This is a genomic window from Rhodobacteraceae bacterium M385, assembly GCA_025141835.1.
In the GTDB taxonomy this organism is placed as follows: Bacteria; Pseudomonadota; Alphaproteobacteria; order Rhodobacterales; family Rhodobacteraceae; genus Gymnodinialimonas.
The window spans coordinates 2678304-2696483 of sequence record CP081102.1 but is presented as its reverse complement, the minus strand read 5'-3'; the positions used below and the strand labels follow the sequence as shown (position 1 = coordinate 2696483).

Sequence of the window (18180 nt, the reverse complement as noted above, 5' to 3'; positions counted from 1 at the left end):
CCATGACCACGCTTTGTTACGCTAAGAAAACCTGCTCGATTGGCATTCATGTTCTGTTAGAAGAAATCGGCATTCCTTATGATCTGAAGATCGTGGACTTCTCGAAGAAAGAGCAGAAAACGCCGGAGTATCTGGCCCTGAACCCCAAGGGGAAAGTCGCCGCCCTTGTGCGCGATGACGGCAGTGTCGTCACCGAATATGCGGCAATCGCCATGTATCTGGCGCTGGAGCATCCCGAAAAGAACCTGATGCCCACGGATACGGAGGGCATGATCCGCACGCTTGAAGCGATGGATTTCATTATCGGCACCGTCCACATGTTGTCGTGGCGCATGTACCGCCGCCCCGATGCGTACTCGGACATCCCCGAGGCCGTGGAACAGCTGAAGGTGCGCGGGAAAGAGGCGATGATGGCCGCTTTCGACGTGGTGGATGAGCAGTTGGAGGGCAAGGAATGGCTGATGGGCGATTACTCCATCGCCGATACAGCGCTCTATTATAACGAATACTGGGCCGTAGATGTGGCCGGTTGGGATTTGCCGCCGAATGTGCGTGCCCATTACGAGCGGATGAAGCAGCGCCCCTCGGTTCAAGCAAACCGGAAGCTGGAAGGCGTGGCGTAAGCCGTTTACCATAGAGCAATGGCAGCGCCGGGCAGGGATGTCCGGCGTTTTGCGTTCAGGTGTGGGGGCAGGGAGGGAGCCGAGAGTGGAACAGCATGAAGTGGGGTGTCTGTGCGGGAAGCTACGGGTCACGGCGACAGGGGCACCTGTGCGGGTTGGGCTGTGCCATTGCCTGGAATGCCGCAAGCATCATGGGGCGTTGTTCTACGGGGCGGCGATTTGGCCAAAGGATGCCGTCCAGATCAAAGGGGACTTCGGCGCGTATCAGGGACGGTGCTTTTGCCCGACATGCGGATCATCCGTTTTTGCGCAATCCGGGGACGAGATAGAGGTTCACCTTGGCGCTTTTGACCAGCCGGATCGTTTCCGCCCCACCTATGAAGTCTGGACCGAGCGGCGCGAGGCTTGGCTGCCGCCATTCACGGATATGACCGGGTTCAAGCGCAATCGCGAGAACCCGGACGGCTAACGACTACTTGGCCTCTAGATCGCCAGTTTCATTCACCCGCAGGCCCGTGGCATGGCTCGCCTCTAGCACGCTGGGGGCCCATTCGACGCGACCGCCGTCTCCGGTGGTCTCTTTTGAGCCGATGATCGCCATTAACATCGCCGGTGCGTCCCCGATGTTGCGGAACCCACGGTAAATGCCGGGCGGGAAGGAGATGACGTCGAAGGGCTCAATCTCGATTTCCTTGTCGCCATCCTCGCCCCAAACGGCAGCCCAACGGCCGGTGAGGGGGATGAAAACCTCGATCGTTTCATGGGCATGAAGGGCCGCGCCTTTCCCGGGTTCTGCCCCCACATAGGTAATCCCGAAGTAGCGCGAATCCACGATGGAGGGTGCAAGCCCCGCATCCTCGGTCACGCCCCGCCCGATCACATTGTAGATGTCACGCTCATACTCAGGAATGCGCGTGTCCACAAAAGCTTGAGGAGAGGCTTTGAGTTCCCGATAGCGCGCCACGCGCGCCTGCATTTCCTCAACGCTGATGTCCTTGATTTCCATTCCTATTCTCCTGTTACCCGTGTCATTTCAGTACGATACCAATCGCCAAGTTGGCTGGCGGTCATCCATTGCGTGCCCTCATGGCGGCCGACGTAATCGAGCAGCTCTTCCAGATATTTGATCCTGTGGGGCACGCCGGTGATGTAGGGGTGGACCGAGATCGCCATAACGCGCGGGCTGGTCGCGCCCTCGGCATAGAGACGGTCAAACTGGTCGCGACCCCGCGTCAGGAACTCGTCCGAGCGGTGGCCTTGCAGGGCGTAGACCGCGATGTCGTTGGTCTCGACCGAATAGGGAAGGGTAGTGACGCGCCCGAACGGGGTGGTGACGTCTTGGGGCAGGTCATCAATCACCCAATCGGCCACATATTCCACCCCATGTTTGCGCAGAAGATCCAGCGTCTCTTCGGTTTCGGTCAGTCCGGGGCTTTCCCAGGCGCGGGGGCGGGTGCCGCAGAAGGATTCGATTTGATCCAAGGCCGTGGCAATCGCGCCCTCTTGATCATCCAGCCGATGCATGGGGCCTTGCAGAAGCCCGTGGCCCATGAATTCCCATCCGGCCTCAAGCGCGGCGCCCGCGACACGGGGATAACTGGCGCAGACGTTGCCGTTGATTGCTAGGGACGCGGGAATGCCTCGGTCCACAAGCGCTTGATATTGCCGCCAAAAGCCCGACCTCATGCCGTATTCGTGCCAGCTCCAATTTGGGACATCGGGTAGTAGGGGCTGGCCCATGGGGGGCGGCAGCACCGTGCGGGGCATCGGGTTTTCGATGCGCCATTCCTCGACATTGACGATCACCCAAACGGCCACCCGTTTGCCGTCTGGAAGACGCAGTTTCGGGCGGTCAACGATGGCTTGGTAGGGGATGCGATCGGACAGGGCCATAAAGAGCACTCCGAGACAGGGGGAAAGGAAAAGGGCGGCCCGTTTAGGCCGCCCCGATCAAGTTTTTGCTCACTCGATGGTGTAGCTGAAAGGCCATTCGTAGCCTGTTTCATCCACCGCATTGAGGTAGGCTTGCATCACTTCGGTGCCCGGCATTCCGCGGCTATCGGCCTCGGCTGCTTGCTGGCCGGGGAACGACGCGAGGGACTCGGCCCAACCGCTGCGCACCTCTGGCGTGATTTCCGAAATCGTGGCCCCAGCTTCGGCCAGACCTTCCAGACCCGAGACCTGACGCGCATTCAGCGATGCACCCGCTTGCGCCTCATAGGCGGCACCAACTTCAACGATGATCGCCTGCACGTCTTCGGGCAACCGCGACATGCTACGCTCATTCATGGTCAACACGTTCACGCCCATCGCGCCGAACCCGATTAGGGTATAGTAGGGCGCAGGTTCATAGAAGCGGAAGCCAAGGTAGGCAGAGGGGAACATCAGCCAGCCATTGTAGACGCCGGTTTGCAGCGACAGGTAGCCGTCAGGCAGCGTCGATTGCACCGGTTGAGCTCCGGCAAATTCCAACCATGGCAGGTTGGGGCCCGCGCCGCCGATCTTCACGCCTTGCAGATCTTCGACCGTCTCCCAAGGGTCGGTGGTGCCAAGGTGGTAGTTATCCCACCCGTGCAAGCCCAAAAGCACTTGGCCGTATTCCGCGGTGAACTGTTCCTCTAGCCACGGCACCTGATCGTAGACGGCACGAGTGGCTGCCATCTGCTGTTCAGAATCCTGCGGGCCGAAGGGCGCGTAGTAGGGGAAGTTGTGCAAGAACAGCTTGGCGGGCTCGAAGCACATGCAATAGGCGCCGATGTCTAGGATGCCGTTTTCAACGGATTCCAGCGTTTCCGCCACGCCCGCGATGGAGCCGCCGTACCCTTCAACGAAAGTGATGGTGTGATCGGTTTCTTCTGCAACGCGCCGTACGACCTCTGGGACAAAAAAGTCTGCTACGTCAGAGACATAGACTGTCGGCCCGTTGGGGTGCCCGGCGCCGATGCGCAGGGTGAAATCATCCGCCAGCGCCGCGCCTGAGCCTAAGGTCAGTGCGGCCGCCGCAAGGGTCGTCCCTCGTAAAAAAGCCAGTGTTGCCATTGTTTTCTCCTCCCATTGATGGCGATAGTTCGTCAGCGATCCGCTGTTGTTTTCGTCTATCCGTTTGGATGCTTCCCTTATTTATCGGTCGCTAATCTAGCGCACTTCCTCACAAAACGGCGCATCGGTCAAGCTTTCTGGCTCACTATTTATCGATTGCTAAATAACAGCTTGACCCACGGCGCTGATCCAGTAGCGTTTCCAAAATTGTCGCAAGCAACGGACGGGGAGGGTCTGATGGGCGTGCCGATCAAACTATCACGGGGCATACACTTGGTGTCTGCTTTTTGGACTATGGCGCTGGCGTTGCTTATCTTTTGCGACGTTATGGGCCGTAAATTTCTGGGCACGCCGGTGCCCGGAACGAAAGAGATTTTGCAAAATTCGGTGGTCTCTATCGCCTTTTTGCAGCTGCCCCTTGCGATCTATTCCGGCTCTATGTTGCGGACCTCGGTATTTGCCGATGCGGTGCCAGCAGGTCTGCGTCGCATCCTGCGCACAATATCGGCGCTTCTGGGGATCACGGTTTTTGTGGCCCTTGTCTGGAGCACAAGCGACTCGTTCTTCGACGCCTACCGGATCGGCGAGTACGAGGGCGAAGGGTCGCTCCGCGTGCCCACATGGCCCGTGCGCGGCGTCGTTCTGGTGATGTCGGGCTTCGTCGCCTTAGCGTACCTCCAAATGATCGTGCTCGACTGGATGGGCAAGTTGGACAACGAAATTGAAGCGCCGGGAGCGATGGCTCCGGCACACGTGGATTAAGGGGAGAGCCGTAATGGGAGGTGATATCGTCCTGTGGATGCTGGGTCTCTTGATCTTGCTGATCTTGTTGGGCACGCACATTGGCGTGGCCTTGGCCGTCTGTTCCGGCCTTGGCGTTTATCTAATGTTAGGCAGTTTCGAGGCCGCAATCTCAATTCTTGGCAACACGGCCTACGAGGCGATCCGAAAGGATGTATTCGTGGTGATTCCGCTGTTTGTCTTGATGGGAGATTTTATATCAAGGTCCGGGGCGGCCGGGGATCTGTACCGCATCTGCGACCGTAGCCTCAAGCGTCTGCCGGGGCGTCTGGCCATTGCAACCATCGCCGGCAACACTGTCTTTGCAGCGGTAACGGGCGTGTCCATTGCCGCCGCTGCCGCCTTCTCGCGCATCGCTTACCCGGAGATGAAAAAGGCAGGCTACAAACGGACCTTCGCGTTGGGGGCCGTGGCAGGTTCGGCCTGTTTGGGGATGTTGATCCCGCCGTCGGTGTTGTTAATCGTCTGGGCGATCCTGACAGAGTTGAGCGTCGGGGCCTTGTTCATCGCGGGGGTCATTCCCGGTATCTTGCTGGCCCTGATGTTTGCCGCTTTCGTCATCATCTCGGTCGCCCACAAGCCGGAAATCGCCCCGTCTTTCCAAGCGGAACTGGTGCCGCTGACCAAGCAAGAGGTGCGATCCGAGTTGATCGGCGGCTTGGGCATTCTGGGGCTTATCATGTTGGTGATCGGCGGCATCTGGCAGGGGTTCTTCACCCCGACAGAAGCAGCAGGTTTCGGCGCGATCGGCGCGTTTATCATCGGCCTGATCAAGGGGATGCGCGGCAAGGAAATCCTCGAGGCGATCTATCAGGCGGGCCGCACGACGGCGCCGATCATGTTCTTGCTGATCACCGCCCAGATGTACTCGCGGCTTTTGGCGATTGGCGGCGCGGTGCCGTTCATTCAGGGGTTGTTCTTCAACCTTGGGGCCGAGCCGTGGATGATCATCGGATTGATGATGTTGATCTGGATCGTGCTTGGCATGTTGGTCGATTCCGTGTCGATCATCCTTTTGACGGTGCCGATCTTCTCTCCGATTGCGGTGGTGTTGGGGATTGACCCGGTGGCCTTCGCGATCTTCGGCATCCTGGTGATCGAAGCGGGCCTTCTGACGCCCCCATTCGGGTTGCTTGTCTACACGGTCAAAGGCGCCGTGCCTGACCCATCCGTCACCTTGGGAGAAATCTTTCTGGGCTCCACGCCCTATTTCATCTTGATCCTGGCGGCGGCTTTGATCGTGTTGTTCATCCCCAGCCTTGCGACTTGGCTGCCGGAAGTCATGTTCGGGCGATAGCGAACGCCTGCAATCGGACAGTGTTCAAAAGCCCCGCCAACAAGGTGGGGCTTTTGCAAATAGGGCACCCGAAATCGGGCTATCAACTTTTCTAATAGGAACGGCGATTCCTTTTGATTTTCCCTGCGGGTGCCACGGGACATATCCTCAACTCGTAACTGGAAGCGGAGACTGCACCATGGACCTTGGGTTCTTCACGATGCCAATTCATCCCATCGACAAGGACTGGCGCAAATGCCTCGCCGAAGATCGGGAGGCGTTTCTGCTGGCCGACGAGTTGGGCTTCACCGAGGCATATGTGGGCGAGCATGTGACAGACCGTGCGGAACAGATTGTCAGCTGCACGATGTTCATCGCCTCGCTGGCCTCCGCCGTGAAGAACATGCGCCTTGGGACCGGTACGGTGAACCTGCCAAACAGCCACCCGGCCAATGTTGCGGCGCAAGTGGCGATGCTCGATCATATGCTGGATGGGCGGTTCAACTTTGGCATCTCTCCCGGTGGTCTGGCCTCGGACGCCGAGGCCTTTGGCAACCTCGATGCGAACCGGCAAGAGATGTTTCTAGAGTGTATCAACACGGTTCTGAAAATTTGGGAAAGCGACGCACCCTATAACATCGAAGGCAAGTATTGGAACGTCTCCACAGAGCGGACCGCGATGACCGATATCGGGCAGGGCATCATGCCCAAGCCTTTGCAGAACGACCCGCATCCACCCATCGTTGTGACCGCCGTTGCCCCGTTCTCCAAGGGTGTGACAGAGGCCGCCGCGCGGGGGTGGGACCCGATCTCGGCCAACTTCCTGATGCCCCAATGGGTCGCGTCCCATTGGCCAAAGTATAAAGAGGGCTGCGAACGGGTGGGCCGCACCGCGGATATGGCGAATTGGCGGGTGGCAAAGTCGGTTTTCGTGGCCGACGATATGGACACGGCCCGCGCCTATGCCACCGATCCAAACAGCCCCTATCGCTTCTATTACAGCCAGTTGTTCACCAAACTGAAAAAGCACGGGCGTATTAACCTGTTCAAAGAACACCGCGATCAGCCCGATGATGAGGTGACGCTGGATCACGTATGCGAACGCCTGATTATCTGGGGCACGCCAGACAAGGTGGCAGATGAGTTGCTTTCCTTCCGGGAGGAAACGGGCCAGTTCGGCACGCTTCTGGTGGCGGGCAAAGATTGGGCCGATGTAGAACTGTCTCGTCGCAACATGGTGCTTCTGGCCGAACGGGTGAAGCCGGCCGTCGATGCGGCAGAGGCAAAAGCCACAGTAGGGGGCGCATAATGGCGGATCGCAGCAGCCGGATTGATCTAGGCACTCATGCGCTGAACACGCGCATGGATGGGCGCGGGGAGGATTGGATCATCCTCTCCAATTCTCTCGGGGCAGACCTGACGATGTGGGACGAACAGATTGAGGTTCTGACCACAAAATACCACGTCCTGCGCTACGATACGCGCGGCCATGGGGGCAGTGACACGGTGGGGGCGACAACTTTCGCGGACCTCAACAACGACGTGATCGCCCTGATGGATGCGCTGGAAATCGAGACCGCCTCCTTCATGGGCCTTTCCATGGGCGGTATGACAGGCATGGGGCTTGCGGTGGATCACGCCGACAGGATCACACGCGTTGTTTGTGCCGATGGCCGCGCCGACGCGCCGCCGCCGTTCCAAGCCATGTGGGATGGCCGCATCGCTGCCGTGGAAGAAGGGGGGCTAGAGGCGATTGTGGAAGGCACTCTGGCCTCCTGGTTGACCGAGGATTGGCGCAAGGCCAACCCCGCACGCTTGGCCGAAATCCGCGCCATGGTGCTGGCCAATGATCCGCAGGGATACATCGCCTGTTGTCATGCGCTTAAAGGGCTGGATTGTTTGCGGCACCTGCCGCAAGCGAAAGCGCCGATCCTTTATGTGGGCGGCGACAAAGACATGGGCGCGGCCCCTGCGGTGATGCAGGAAATGGCCGATGCAACACCGGGCGGTGTCTACCATTCGATCCCCGATGCGGCCCATGTGGCCAACATCGATGCCCCCGAGGCGTTCAACGCCGCGATCGCAGAGTTCCTGGACCTATAAAGAGACATTCAGGAGGGCGTCGATATCCATCACGCCCTCCAGATGCGCGGCCAAGGCGTCCAGAGTTGTCTCGACCGTGGCGTCATAGCTGACCGTGGCGGCGGTCCCGAACTGCGCCAGCCACGCGCCGCGAAAAGCATCATCGCGGAACATCCCATGCAGATAGCTGCCGCTGACCCGCCCGTTGGGGCTGATCGCGCCCTCAGATTGGCCGTTCACTCGCGCAAAGGGGCGGGCGCTATCGGTGCCTTGGGTGCGCCCGATGTGTATTTCATAGCCGTTGAACTGCGTCCCCGATGGCGCGTGAACCGCCGCCACCTGCGTGAGCCGTTTGTCGCCCGTCATCACGGTTTCCACATCCAACAACCCAAGACCGGGGTCAGTGCCTGCTGGCCCCTCGATCCCATCGGGGTCCGCGATGGATGTGCCAAGCATCTGATATCCGCCGCAAATGCCCAAGACGTGCCCGCCTCGACGCAGATGCGCGGCAAGGTCCACGTCCCACCCCTGCGCCCGCAGATAGGCCAGATCGCCCCGCGTGGATTTGCTGCCGGGCACGATCACCACATCGGCGTCGCCGGGAATGGCCTCTCCCGCCGAGAGCATCGTTAGGCGCACGTCGGGCTCGAAGGCTAGGGGATCCATATCGTCGAAGTTCGCAATACGCGACAGACGCAGGCAAACGATATGCAGCCCCTCCGCTTGGGTGCGCGTAGTGATGTCCAGCGCGTCCTCTGCGGGCAGATTGGCCGCATCCGAAAACCACGGGATCACCCCGAAACCGCGCCATCCGGTATGTTGTTCTATCAGCCTGTAGCCGTCGTCAAACAGGCGTGGATCGCCGCGAAACTTGTTGACCATGAAGCCACGCACAAGGGCGGCATCCTCGGACGAAATCACCGCCTGCGTGCCCACGATCTGCGCAATTACGCCGCCTCGGTCGATGTCTCCGCACAGCACCACGGGCGTTTGCGTGGCCTGCGCGAACCCCATGTTGGCGATGTCTCCGGCGCGCAAGTTCACCTCTGCCGGAGATCCCGCACCCTCCACGATCACCAGATCATGGCGCGATTTCAGCCGGTTGAAGCTTTCCAACACGGCTTTCAGCAACTGCGGCTTCAGCTTGGCATATTCCCGCGCCCGCACGGTTGTTAGGCGCTTACCCTGCACGACAACCTGGCTGCCCGTCTCGGATTCGGGCTTGAGCAACACCGGATTCATATCCGTATGGGGCGCCAGCCCGCAGGCCAAAGCCTGCAACGCCTGCGCGCGCCCGATTTCTCCACCATCCGCCGTAACGGCTGCGTTGTTGGACATGTTCTGCGGCTTGAACGGTGCGACCGAAAGGCCCCTTTGCCGCGCGATGCGGCACAGGCCCGCCACCAGCATCGACTTGCCCACGTTGGACCCCGTGCCCTGGATCATCACCGCTCGGCTCATATTTGGCGCATTCCGCAAATGTTCCGCATTTGTTTACTTTTCTTCAACGTTCTGATATACAATATGAGAAAGCGGAAACTGCAACACAGGAGGATTCCATGTCAGAACGCACATACAACCGTTTTATGACCGTTGCCTCTGTGGTGATCTTTGGCGGCTTAACCCTCGCGATCGTTGGTAGCATCGTTAACCTCCTCGTCGGGTAGTCGCTCAGTCGCTGGGGTACTGCCCTGTTCCTGCGCGAAAAAGAACGCCGCCCCCACGACAAGACCCAAGTGCAAATTGCCGAAAATCGCCTGAAATGCCGCCACAAGGCGTGTCGTTGCCGAAGGGCAGGGGCGGAAATCGCCATAACCTAGCGTCGAAAATGTGACCGCTGAAAAGTAAAGCGCATCTGCTGGAGAATGCTCTTCGGGGCAGATGCCGGACAGGGTAATACCACTGATCCGGTGGAACAGGGCGAAGACCAGAATTGTGAAAATGATCGACAGCATGGTGTCCCGGGCCAGCCGTGTCGGTGACAATCTAAAGTGCTGGGACGTCAAGAAGATCACGCCCACCACGACGGCGCCAAAAAACATCACTGACACAGCAAGAAAGAACCAAGCGGCCCCGATCCAAGTAAAAAACGCATAGCCAAACGAGGCCGTGATCGTTTCAAATACAAGCCCAAGGCTGACGCCCGCGATCACATAACTGAACAGGTTCCGAAACCGGCTGCCCGGTGTCGAGCCGGGCATGGCATCAATGATGCTCCCACGCCATCCCATTCAAAACTCCACACCCTTCTGCGCCATGACGCCGTCACGGAACGGATGCTTCAGCAATGTCATCTCGGTCACCAGATCAGCGGCCTCGATCAGTTCCGGCTTGGCATTGCGGCCTGTCAGGCACACGTGGGTCATCCGGGGCTTTTGGTGCAGCAGAAAATCCACCACCTCGTCGATGTCCAGATAATCGTAGCGCAGTGCGATGTTGATCTCGTCCAGCAGTACGAAATCTATCGCCGGATCAAGGATCTGCTCCTGTGCGATTTTCCAGCCGTTTTGCGCGGCCGCGATGTCACGCTCTTTATCCTGCGTTTCCCAAGTAAAACCTTCGCCCGACACGAAAAAACGGCACTCATCGGCAAAGCGTTCGCGCAGGAACGACTTCTCTCCGGTGTCGCGATCCCCTTTGATGAACTGCACCACAGCGCAGCCAAGCCCGTGCTGGATCGACCGCATCACCATGCCAAACCCGCTAGAGGACTTCCCCTTGCCCGGGCCGGTGTGGACGATGATCAGACCTTTTTCTTCGGTCTTGGTTTCCATCATTTTGTCTCGCGCGGCTTTGATCTTGCGCATCTTCTCGGCGTGGCGGGCGTTGTCGTCGGTCATCGGCGTTCTCCTTGCGGCTTTGGGAAGGCTTGGCGGCTAACGCCCCGATTGACAAGGGCTTCGGCCCATGAACAGGGTTCTCGCCGATGGTGCCTGCGGCGAAAGCCAATGGCCTAAGAGGGAACGCGGTGCGATACCGCGGCTGCCCCCGCAACTGTAAGCGGTAAGCGCCCCCGCGTATGCCACTGAATTCGCTTTGAATTCGGGAAGGCGCGAGGCGCGTGTTGACCCGTGAGCCAGGAGACCTGCCATCGGCTATTGAAACGTTAATCCCGGGCGGGGTGCCCCGGAGGAGGACCGATGACGAACAACCAACCCCAAAAAGCGGCAACCGAAGTGCTGGTTTGTGTGAAATGCCTGCGCGGCACCGACGCACCGGAAGAGGGCATTCGACCCGGCCAAGCGCTCTATAACGAATTGATCCAACGCGAGATGCCTGAAGGCGTCACCATTCGCCCGATGGAATGCCTGCAAAACTGCGATAGCGGCTGTTCCGTGGCGATCCGGGGCGGCGACGCCCGATGGACCTATGTTTACGGAAATTTCCTGGAGGCGTCGCATCCCGACATGCTGGCCGAAGGGATCGCCCTTTATCACGACACCGACGACGGTTTGATCCCGTGGCGCGCGCGCCCCGAGCACTTCAAACGCAACTGCATCGCGCGCATTCCGCCCGTTACGAAAAAGGAGGCCTAAGCAATGGCTGATCTGGCAAAACTTCCCGTCACCGTGGTTACGGGTTTTCTCGGCTCTGGTAAGACCACGCTGATCTCGCACCTGATCCAGAACCCCGGCGGCAAACGCTTGGCCGTTGTGGTGAACGAATTCGGCGACGTGGGCGTGGACGGCGAAATCCTGAAAGGCTGCGCCATCCCCGATTGCCCGGCGGAAAACATCATGGAACTCGCCAACGGCTGCATCTGCTGCACCGTCGCCGATGATTTCATTCCGACGATCGAGGCGCTGATGGCGCTGGACCCGCGCCCGGAACATATCCTGATCGAGACTTCTGGCCTGGCATTGCCCAAACCGCTGCTCAAGGCGTTTGACTGGCCCGATATCCGTTCCAAGATTACCGTGGACGGCGTGATTGCACTGGCCGATGCCGAGGCCGTCGCCGCAGGCCGCTTCGCCCCTGATGTGGCGAAAGTGGACGCGCAGCGTTTGGCCGACGACAGTATCGACCACGAAACACCCCTGTCCGAGGTGTTCGAGGATCAGATCTCTTGCGCCGATATCATCTTGCTCACCAAACCCGATCTTGCGGGCCCGGAAGGTGTTGCCAAGGCCAAGGCGATCATCGCCGCCGAAGCCCCGCGCGTTTTGCCGGTGGTCGAGGTTGCCGAAGGCGCCATTGATCCGCGTATCATCCTTGGGCTCGAGGCCGCCGCCGAAGACGATATGGACGCACGTCCGTCGCACCACGACGGCCACGACGACCACGAGCATGACGACTTTGAAAGCGTCGTGATCGACATTCCCGAGGTTTCTGACCCCTTGGAACTGGTCGCGCGGATTGAGGAATTGTCCAACGCCCAGAACATCCTGCGTGTCAAAGGCTACGCTAGCGTTGCGGGCAAGCCGATGCGTTTGCTGGTCCAAGCCGTGGGCGCACGGGTGCGGCACCAGTACGACCGTCCTTGGGGCGCGGATGAACCGCGTGTCGGTCGCCTTGTGGTGATTGCCGAGCATGATGACGTCTCCCCCGACGCGATCCGCGCCGTGTTGGCGCCTGCCGTTGCCGCCGAGTAGCGTGTCATGCACGTCGTCTTCCGCGAAAGTCACGGGTTAGAAGAGACCGAGACCCCGACCGATCTGGCCCAAACGCCAGCGGACTTGGTGGTGCTGTCGCTCTCGGATTCTGACCTTGGGGCTTTCGCGGCGGGCTGGCATCGGGCCAACGGCGCTTTGCCGTCCCTGCGTCTGGCCAATATCGCGGCACTTAAGCACCCGTTGTCCGTTGATACCTATGTAGAACAGACACTTACGGGCGCGAAAGGCATCCTGATCCGCCTGATCGGCGGGGTGCCTTATTGGCCCTACGGATTGCAACAGATTGCGGCCCTGTGCCGGGAAAAGGGCATCGCGCTGGCGGTGCTTCCGGCCGATGGGCGCGATGACACACGGCTTGACGAAATTTCGACCCTCCCGGTGTCGACCCTGCGCCGTTTACAACATCTTTGCGACGCGGGAGGAGATATCGCTGCTCACGCGGCGCTGGCGCAAATGGCGCTGGCATCGGGCCTTTACGCGGGCCCGGTCGCCGGGGCGAAGGGCCTGCCAAGCGTTGGCGGATGGACCCCGGAAGACGGCCTTTGCTGTCCGGTGTTGGCGGGGGACAGCGACAAACCCTTGATCCTTGTGACGTTCTACCGCTCCTACCTCGTGGCGGCAGACCTTGCGCCGATCCGGGCCGTTTTCGCGGCGTTGCGCGATCAGGGTTTCGCGGTGATGGGCCTGTTTGCGCCTTCCCTCAAAGCCCCCGGAGCGGCGGAATGGATGGCCCGCCAAGTGGGCCACCTGGCACCTGTGGCCATCGTTAACGCCACGTCGTTTTCCGGCAAAGGGGCAGGGGGCATGTCCCCGCTGGACGGGGCCGGGGTGCCGGTGTTCCAGATCGCCATGGCCACCTCCACCCAAGCCGCATGGGAAGAGGCTGAACGCGGCCTGTCACCGGCTGATCTGGCCATGCATGTGGTGCTGCCCGAGGTGGACGGACGCATATTCGCGGGCGTCACCTCGTTCAAAGAACCCGACGCGCGTGACGTCGATCTGCAATTCGCCCGCCAAGCCCACACCCCCCATTTGGAAAGGGTGACCCAGCTCGCCGCGCGGGTTGCCGCTTGGCATAAACTGGCGGCGACACCGCCTTCGGACCGGGTGCCGGCCCTGGTGCTGTCCACCTATCCGGGCCGCGATTGGAACGCGGCCCATGCCGTTGGCCTTGATGCGATTGCCTCTGCCAATGCAATCCTTAACGATCTTAACGAAGCGGGCTACAGCGCCCGGGGCACGGTAACGGGGGATGACCTGCAAGGGGCAGAGATCACATGGCCGTTCGCCGACTACAAAGCCGCGCTTTCACGCCTGCCACAATCCCTTCAAGAAGCGCTCTACGCTACGTGGGGCAACTGCGAGGAGGACGCGGCAGCGTCCGAGGAGGGGCTACGTTTGCCCATTTTGTCGCGCGGGAACACGCTTGTTGCCTTGCAACCAGAACGCGGCACGCCCGCGCTTCGGGATGAGCAATACCACGACTTGTCTCGCGTCCCCCGCCACGGCTATGTGGCGTTCTACCTCTGGATGCAGACCCACGCAGACGCGCTTGTTCACATTGGTGCCCACGGCACGTTGGAATGGCTTCCGGGCAAATCTGTGGCCCTGTCCGACGCCTGTTGGCCCGATGCGCTGACGGGCGTGTTGCCGGTGATCTATCCGTTCATCGTCAACGATCCCGGCGAGGCAGCGCAAGCCAAGCGCCGGATCGGGGCAGTTACCTTGGGCCACATCCCGCCGCCGATGAAGGCTTCCCAAACGCCTACACGATTGGTGCGCCTGGAAGCCCTTCTGGATGAATTCTCGAACGCCGACGGGCTTGATCCTAAACGCCGGGACCGGCTGCAAAGCGACATTAGGGTCGAAGCGCAAGCCCTTGGTGTGGAAGGGGATTTGGGTCTCGATGCCGCGTCGTGCTCGGCCGAGGCAATTACCCGGATTGATGGCTTCGTGTGCGACGTCAAGGAAAGCCAGTTTGGCGACGGGCTGCATGTATGGGGCCAGCCGGAGTTGGGGCAATCAACTTTCGACAGCACCGCCTCGGCCCTCGCGGAACGCGCGGCGCTCCTCGCAGCGTTAGACGGCAAGCGCATCGCGGCGGGGCCGTCCGGTTCCCCGTATCGTGGGCGCTCGGACGTCCTGCCGACGGGACGCAACCTGTTCACCACCGATCCCCGCGCGGTGCCGTCGCGCGCGGCCTATGCGCAGGGGTGCGTGCTGGCCGATGAGTTGATGCGCCGCCACCTGCAAGACGAGGGCGATTGGCCCAAGGGGCTGATCGTCGACCTCTGGGGGTCCGCCACCATGCGCACGGCCGGTGAGGAATTCGCCATGGCCTTGGCTCTTCTTGGCGTGCGTCCGCTTTGGGATGAAGGGTCCGAGCGTGTCTCAGGGATCGAAGTCCTACCGATCGCCGAACTCGACCGACCCCGTATCGACGTGACCCTGCGCGTCTCGGGCCTTTTCCGGGATGTGTTCCCGACCCTATCGGCCCTATTCAACCAAGCGGTCCGCAGCCTTGCGGCACGGGATGAAGCACCGGATTGGAACCCCTATGCGGGCAGTGATACGGCGCGCGTCTTCGGCCCCGCGCCGGGCAGCTTTGGCGTCGGGATCGGCCCGCAGATCGGCGACTATTCCGAGGCCGCAAAGGCCGCGGCAGGCGAGGCATGGCTTGCCGCCTCTGCCTATGCGCTGGACGGCGACAGCGTCCGCAAAGACCAAAACGCGTTGCGCGCCCGCGTGGCCCAAGCCGATGCTTTCGTACACCTGCAAGACCTCCCCGAGACAGACATCCTACTGGCCGAAGACTATGCCACCCACGAGGCAGGGTTTCTGGCAGCCCAATCCCTGACGGGGGGCAGCGCCAAGGCCTATCACTTTGATGTCACAGACCCAAATCGCCCCCGTGCCCGTGGCCTGACCGAGGAAATAGCCCGCGTCGTCCTTGCCCGCGCCGCCAATCCCGATTGGATCGCCGGGATGCGCCGTCACGGTTTTCGTGGCGCGGCAGAGATCGCCGCGACCTTAGAGAATATGGCCGCCTTTGCGCAACTGGCCCCCGTCGTGCCGTCGCATTTGTTTGACGCTTATTACGACGCCACCCTTGGGAACGCAGAGGTCACGTCGTTCCTGCAAGACGCCAATCCCGGCGCTTTGGCCGCGATGCAAGACCGTTTCGCCGCGCTCCATGCCGCAAAGCTCTGGCAGTCGCGCAGAAACTCGATTCTTGCAGAACTGGAAGTGTCGTCATGAGTGGGCCAGTGGTCAAAGGTTGGTGCCCCGGTGCCTATCGCCCCATGGCGTCCGGCGACGGGTTGGTTGTGCGGATACGCCCTTGGTTGGGCGAGGTCTGCGTGGATCAGGTCGGGGCATTGGCCTCGGTGGCAGAGAAATTTGGCACGGGCATGATTGAACTCACCAGCCGGGCAAACCTGCAAATTCGCGGTGTGACCGAGGCAGATCATGACGCGGTAATCGAGGCGCTTTTGTCGGCTGATCTGCTGGACGAGGACCCGGCACAGGAGGGGCGGCGAAATCTCGTGATGACGCCGGAATGGTCGGCGGGGGATTTGACCCATCGGCTGGCGTTGGACCTGTTGGAGTCGTTGTCGGAACTCCCTGATCTACCTTCAAAATTCGGCTATGTCATCGATACAGGTGATGCACCTTGGGTAAACGATGCGCCCGGTGATATTCGGCTAGAGCGCGGCGCCGATGACACGCTGATCCTTGTCGCAGATGGCGCGGCGCGCGGTTTGCCCGTGACCGAGGACACGGCGATGGCGGCCCTCAAGGATCTGGTCACATGGTTCGTCGAGAGTGGCGGCCGCGCAGCGGGTCGGATGGCAAAGCATCTGAAAACCACATCCTTGCCAGATGTCTGGTTAACGGCAGCGCGGCGCCACGATGAGAGCCCGTGCAGCAGTACTTACGGCACCATCCTTGGCGTGCCCTTCGGGCAGGTGGAGGCCGCTGCCTTACGGCGGCTGGCAGAAGACACAGGGATCAAGGCACTGCGGATTTTGCCGGGCAGACGGCTCCTCGCCATGGGCTCCTCGCCGCAAATCGCCGAAGGATTCTGCGCCCCCGATAATCCCTTGCTGAAGGTGCACGCCTGCACAGGCTTCCCCGGCTGTTCGCAGGCACTGGGCCCCACCCGCGCCATCGCGCGACGCTTGGCGCAAGACCTACCCTTTGGCGAAAGCCTCCATGTTTCTGGCTGTGCCAAGGGCTGCGCCTTTCCCCGCACAGCGGACCATACTTTGGTCGCCACCAATGACGGGTTCGATCTTGTCACCAACGGCGCGCCATGGGATGCGCCCATCAAACGCGGCTTGCCCGCAACCCTTAGTTTCAAGGATATCCAAGCCTGACCATGCCCTATGAATACGAGAAAAACGGAGCCGCGATTTATCTGGAGAGCTTCGCCACGATCCGGGCCGAGGCTAATCTGGCACGCTTCACCCCCGAGGATGAGCAAGTCGTCGTCCGTATGATCCACGCGGCGGGCCTTGTCGGGTTGGAGGATGACGTCCACATCGCCCCCGGCATGGTGACATCGGCCCGTGCCGCCCTTGATGCGGGCGCGCCGATCTTTTGCGACGCCTATATGGTGAGCGAAGGTGTCACCCGCAAACGGCTGCCTGCGGACAACGACGTGATCTGTACGCTGCGCGACGCCCGCGTGCCCGCGCTGGCGGCAGAGTTGGGCACAACTCGGTCGGCCGCGGCATTGGAGCTATGGCGCGACCGTCTGGAAGGCGCTGTGGTGGCTATCGGGAACGCGCCGACCGCTTTGTTCCATTTGCTGGAAATGCTGGAAGATCCAAGCTGCCCGCGCCCGGCCGCCATCATCGGCTGCCCTGTGGGGTTCGTCGGAGCCCGTGAAAGCAAAGATGCCCTCTGGGAAGCGGACCCGGTGCCGTCGCTGATCGTGAAGGGACGTCTTGGCGGTTCCGCAATCACGGTCGCGGCCATCAACGCCATAGCGAGCCGCGCAGAATGAGCGGGCAAGTGACGGGTACGATCCACGGTGTGGGCCTTGGCCCCGGTGATCCGGACCTGATGAGCGTCCGGGCGGACCGCCTTGTGCGAGGGGCCAAGCATGTGGCGTTCTTCCGCAAGTTGGGCCGTGCTGGCCGAGCGCGCTCGATTGTAGCAGGAATGCTGCGCCAGGATGTTGTTGAGTTTCCGATGGAATATCCCGTCACAACGGAAATTCCGCTCAGCGATCCGCGCTACAATGAAGTTCTGTCAGATTTCTACGCGTCCTGCGCCGACCATCTGCGGGCGTTATCGGCAACGGGTGAAGATGTCGTGGTTTTGTGCGAAGGCGACCCGTTCTTCTACGGCTCTTTCATGCACCTCTACACGCGCCTGAACCCCGCCCGAAACGTGCAGGTTGTGCCCGCAATCACCGGCATGTCGGCGGCATGGACAGCCTCGGGCGCGCCGATCACCTGGGGCGATGATATCCTGTCCACGGTCATGGGAACGTTGGACGAGGCGACCTTGACCGATGCCATGACACGGGCCGACGCTCTGGTGGTGATGAAGATCGGCCGCAACCTCCCTAAGGTGCGCCGCGCCTTGCAAGCGGCGGGCAAGTATGACCGCGCGGTCCTTGTAGAATACGCCAGCATGGAGGGGCAAACGGTACGGCCCTTGGGGGAGTATACCGAAGAAACACTGCCCTATTTCTCGATCATCGTGGTGCATGGGCAGGGGCGTCGACCATGAA

The 18180-nt window shown here is 60.9% G+C and carries 18 protein-coding genes and 1 riboswitch; of the genes, 12 read left to right on the top strand and 6 right to left on the bottom strand.

What is annotated here, in order from left to right; genetic code table 11:
- Positions 1–2 precede the first annotated feature (2 nt).
- Both K3728_13150 and K3728_13145 read left to right on the top strand, forming a co-directional pair.
- Positions 3–623, top strand: coding sequence for a glutathione S-transferase family protein (locus K3728_13150; GenBank protein ID UWQ94641.1), 621 nt, complete (start codon positions 3–5; stop codon positions 621–623).
- Between the two features lie 37 nt (positions 624–660).
- Positions 661–1092 carry a GFA family protein gene (locus tag K3728_13145; GenBank protein UWQ94640.1) on the top strand — a complete coding sequence of 144 codons (432 nt, stop codon included), beginning with the start codon at positions 661–663 and terminating at the stop codon, positions 1090–1092.
- Between the two features lie 3 nt (positions 1093–1095).
- On the opposite strand, the gene K3728_13140 is transcribed toward K3728_13145, so the two are convergent.
- The 3 genes from K3728_13140 to K3728_13130 form a co-directional block, all read right to left on the bottom strand.
- Complete coding sequence (locus tag K3728_13140; GenBank protein UWQ94639.1) at positions 1096–1629, bottom strand: cupin domain-containing protein; 534 nt, start codon at positions 1627–1629, stop codon at positions 1096–1098.
- Between the two features lie 2 nt (positions 1630–1631).
- Positions 1632–2516, bottom strand: a complete 885-nt coding sequence (locus K3728_13135) for a polysaccharide deacetylase family protein (protein ID UWQ94638.1) — start codon at positions 2514–2516, stop codon at positions 1632–1634.
- A 69-nt stretch (positions 2517–2585) separates the two neighbouring features.
- Positions 2586–3662, bottom strand: a complete 1077-nt coding sequence (locus K3728_13130) for a C4-dicarboxylate TRAP transporter substrate-binding protein (protein UWQ94637.1) — start codon at positions 3660–3662, stop codon at positions 2586–2588.
- Positions 3663–3869: 207 nt separating this feature from the next.
- Between K3728_13130 and K3728_13125 the strand changes: the two genes are divergently transcribed.
- From K3728_13125 to K3728_13110, 4 genes are all read left to right on the top strand, one after another.
- The gene (locus K3728_13125; GenBank protein ID UWQ94636.1) at positions 3870–4424 is read left to right on the top strand and encodes a TRAP transporter small permease; all 555 of its coding nucleotides are present in this window, start codon (positions 3870–3872) and stop codon (positions 4422–4424) included.
- Between the two features lie 13 nt (positions 4425–4437).
- Positions 4438–5760: a TRAP transporter large permease gene (locus K3728_13120; GenBank protein UWQ94635.1), complete on the top strand. Its 1323-nt coding sequence runs from the start codon at positions 4438–4440 to the stop codon at positions 5758–5760.
- Positions 5761–5938: 178 nt separating this feature from the next.
- Entirely contained in the window at positions 5939–7048 is a 1110-nt protein-coding gene (locus K3728_13115) for an LLM class flavin-dependent oxidoreductase (protein UWQ94634.1), read from the top strand.
- On the top strand, positions 7048–7842 hold the full coding sequence (locus K3728_13110) for an alpha/beta fold hydrolase (protein UWQ94633.1): 795 nt from the start codon (positions 7048–7050) through the stop codon (positions 7840–7842). The genes K3728_13115 and K3728_13110 overlap by 1 nt, the downstream gene beginning before the upstream one ends.
- Here the strand turns inward: K3728_13110 and K3728_13105 are convergent.
- From K3728_13105 to cobO, 3 genes are all read right to left on the bottom strand, one after another.
- On the bottom strand, positions 7837–9282 hold the full coding sequence (locus K3728_13105) for a cobyric acid synthase (protein ID UWQ94632.1): 1446 nt from the start codon (positions 9280–9282) through the stop codon (positions 7837–7839). The two genes, K3728_13110 and K3728_13105, sit on opposite strands and share 6 nt — an antisense overlap.
- A 158-nt stretch (positions 9283–9440) precedes the next feature.
- A complete protein-coding gene (locus tag K3728_13100; protein ID UWQ97559.1) occupies positions 9441–10022 on the bottom strand; it encodes a two pore domain potassium channel family protein in 582 nt (193 codons plus the stop codon).
- 30 nt (positions 10023–10052) lie between these two features.
- Positions 10053–10661 (bottom strand): cob(I)yrinic acid a,c-diamide adenosyltransferase, encoded by a 609-nt coding sequence (gene cobO / locus K3728_13095; GenBank protein ID UWQ94631.1) that lies wholly within the window; start codon positions 10659–10661, stop codon positions 10053–10055.
- A 70-nt stretch (positions 10662–10731) separates the two neighbouring features.
- A riboswitch (cobalamin riboswitch) is annotated at positions 10732–10929 on the top strand.
- Between the two features lie 32 nt (positions 10930–10961).
- Here cobO and K3728_13090 point away from each other — a divergent pair.
- Genes K3728_13090 through cobI form a run of 6 tightly spaced genes read left to right on the top strand, consistent with a single transcriptional unit; the run spans position 10962 to position 18179 of the window.
- A complete protein-coding gene (locus K3728_13090; protein UWQ94630.1) occupies positions 10962–11357 on the top strand; it encodes a DUF1636 domain-containing protein in 396 nt (131 codons plus the stop codon).
- Between the two features lie 3 nt (positions 11358–11360).
- A complete protein-coding gene (gene cobW / locus K3728_13085) occupies positions 11361–12413 on the top strand; it encodes a cobalamin biosynthesis protein CobW (GenBank protein ID UWQ94629.1) in 1053 nt (350 codons plus the stop codon).
- Positions 12414–12419: 6 nt separating this feature from the next.
- Positions 12420–15692: a cobaltochelatase subunit CobN gene (cobN, locus tag K3728_13080; protein UWQ94628.1), complete on the top strand. Its 3273-nt coding sequence runs from the start codon at positions 12420–12422 to the stop codon at positions 15690–15692.
- Positions 15689–16813 carry a hypothetical protein gene (locus K3728_13075; protein UWQ94627.1) on the top strand — a complete coding sequence of 375 codons (1125 nt, stop codon included), beginning with the start codon at positions 15689–15691 and terminating at the stop codon, positions 16811–16813. Before cobN ends, K3728_13075 begins: the two co-directional genes overlap by 4 nt.
- A gap of 2 nt (positions 16814–16815) precedes the next feature.
- Complete coding sequence (locus K3728_13070; protein ID UWQ94626.1) at positions 16816–17445, top strand: precorrin-8X methylmutase; 630 nt, start codon at positions 16816–16818, stop codon at positions 17443–17445.
- Complete coding sequence (gene cobI, locus K3728_13065) at positions 17442–18179, top strand: precorrin-2 C(20)-methyltransferase (GenBank protein ID UWQ94625.1); 738 nt, start codon at positions 17442–17444, stop codon at positions 18177–18179. Before K3728_13070 ends, cobI begins: the two co-directional genes overlap by 4 nt.
- Position 18180: the final 1 nt, after the last annotated feature.

What these genes read in the sequence shown, in the direction of transcription:
- K3728_13150 (UWQ94641.1), top strand. Translation starts at nt 3, where the DNA reads ATGACCACGCTTTGTTACGCTAAGAAAACCTGCTCGATTGGCATTCAT.
- K3728_13145 (UWQ94640.1), top strand. Translation starts at nt 661, where the DNA reads ATGTCCGGCGTTTTGCGTTCAGGTGTGGGGGCAGGGAGGGAGCCGAGA.
- K3728_13140 (UWQ94639.1), bottom strand. Translation starts at nt 1,629, where the DNA reads ATGGAAATCAAGGACATCAGCGTTGAGGAAATGCAGGCGCGCGTGGCG.
- K3728_13135 (UWQ94638.1), bottom strand. Translation starts at nt 2,516, where the DNA reads ATGGCCCTGTCCGATCGCATCCCCTACCAAGCCATCGTTGACCGCCCG.
- K3728_13130 (UWQ94637.1), bottom strand. Translation starts at nt 3,662, where the DNA reads ATGGCAACACTGGCTTTTTTACGAGGGACGACCCTTGCGGCGGCCGCA.
- K3728_13120 (UWQ94635.1), top strand. Translation starts at nt 4,438, where the DNA reads ATGGGAGGTGATATCGTCCTGTGGATGCTGGGTCTCTTGATCTTGCTG.
- K3728_13115 (UWQ94634.1), top strand. Translation starts at nt 5,939, where the DNA reads ATGGACCTTGGGTTCTTCACGATGCCAATTCATCCCATCGACAAGGAC.
- K3728_13110 (UWQ94633.1), top strand. Translation starts at nt 7,048, where the DNA reads ATGGCGGATCGCAGCAGCCGGATTGATCTAGGCACTCATGCGCTGAAC.
- K3728_13105 (UWQ94632.1), bottom strand. Translation starts at nt 9,282, where the DNA reads ATGAGCCGAGCGGTGATGATCCAGGGCACGGGGTCCAACGTGGGCAAG.
- K3728_13100 (UWQ97559.1), bottom strand. Translation starts at nt 10,022, where the DNA reads ATGCCCGGCTCGACACCGGGCAGCCGGTTTCGGAACCTGTTCAGTTAT.
- cobO (UWQ94631.1), bottom strand. Translation starts at nt 10,661, where the DNA reads ATGACCGACGACAACGCCCGCCACGCCGAGAAGATGCGCAAGATCAAA.
- K3728_13090 (UWQ94630.1), top strand. Translation starts at nt 10,962, where the DNA reads ATGACGAACAACCAACCCCAAAAAGCGGCAACCGAAGTGCTGGTTTGT.
- cobW (UWQ94629.1), top strand. Translation starts at nt 11,361, where the DNA reads ATGGCTGATCTGGCAAAACTTCCCGTCACCGTGGTTACGGGTTTTCTC.
- cobN (UWQ94628.1), top strand. Translation starts at nt 12,420, where the DNA reads ATGCACGTCGTCTTCCGCGAAAGTCACGGGTTAGAAGAGACCGAGACC.
- K3728_13075 (UWQ94627.1), top strand. Translation starts at nt 15,689, where the DNA reads ATGAGTGGGCCAGTGGTCAAAGGTTGGTGCCCCGGTGCCTATCGCCCC.
- K3728_13070 (UWQ94626.1), top strand. Translation starts at nt 16,816, where the DNA reads ATGCCCTATGAATACGAGAAAAACGGAGCCGCGATTTATCTGGAGAGC.
- cobI (UWQ94625.1), top strand. Translation starts at nt 17,442, where the DNA reads ATGAGCGGGCAAGTGACGGGTACGATCCACGGTGTGGGCCTTGGCCCC.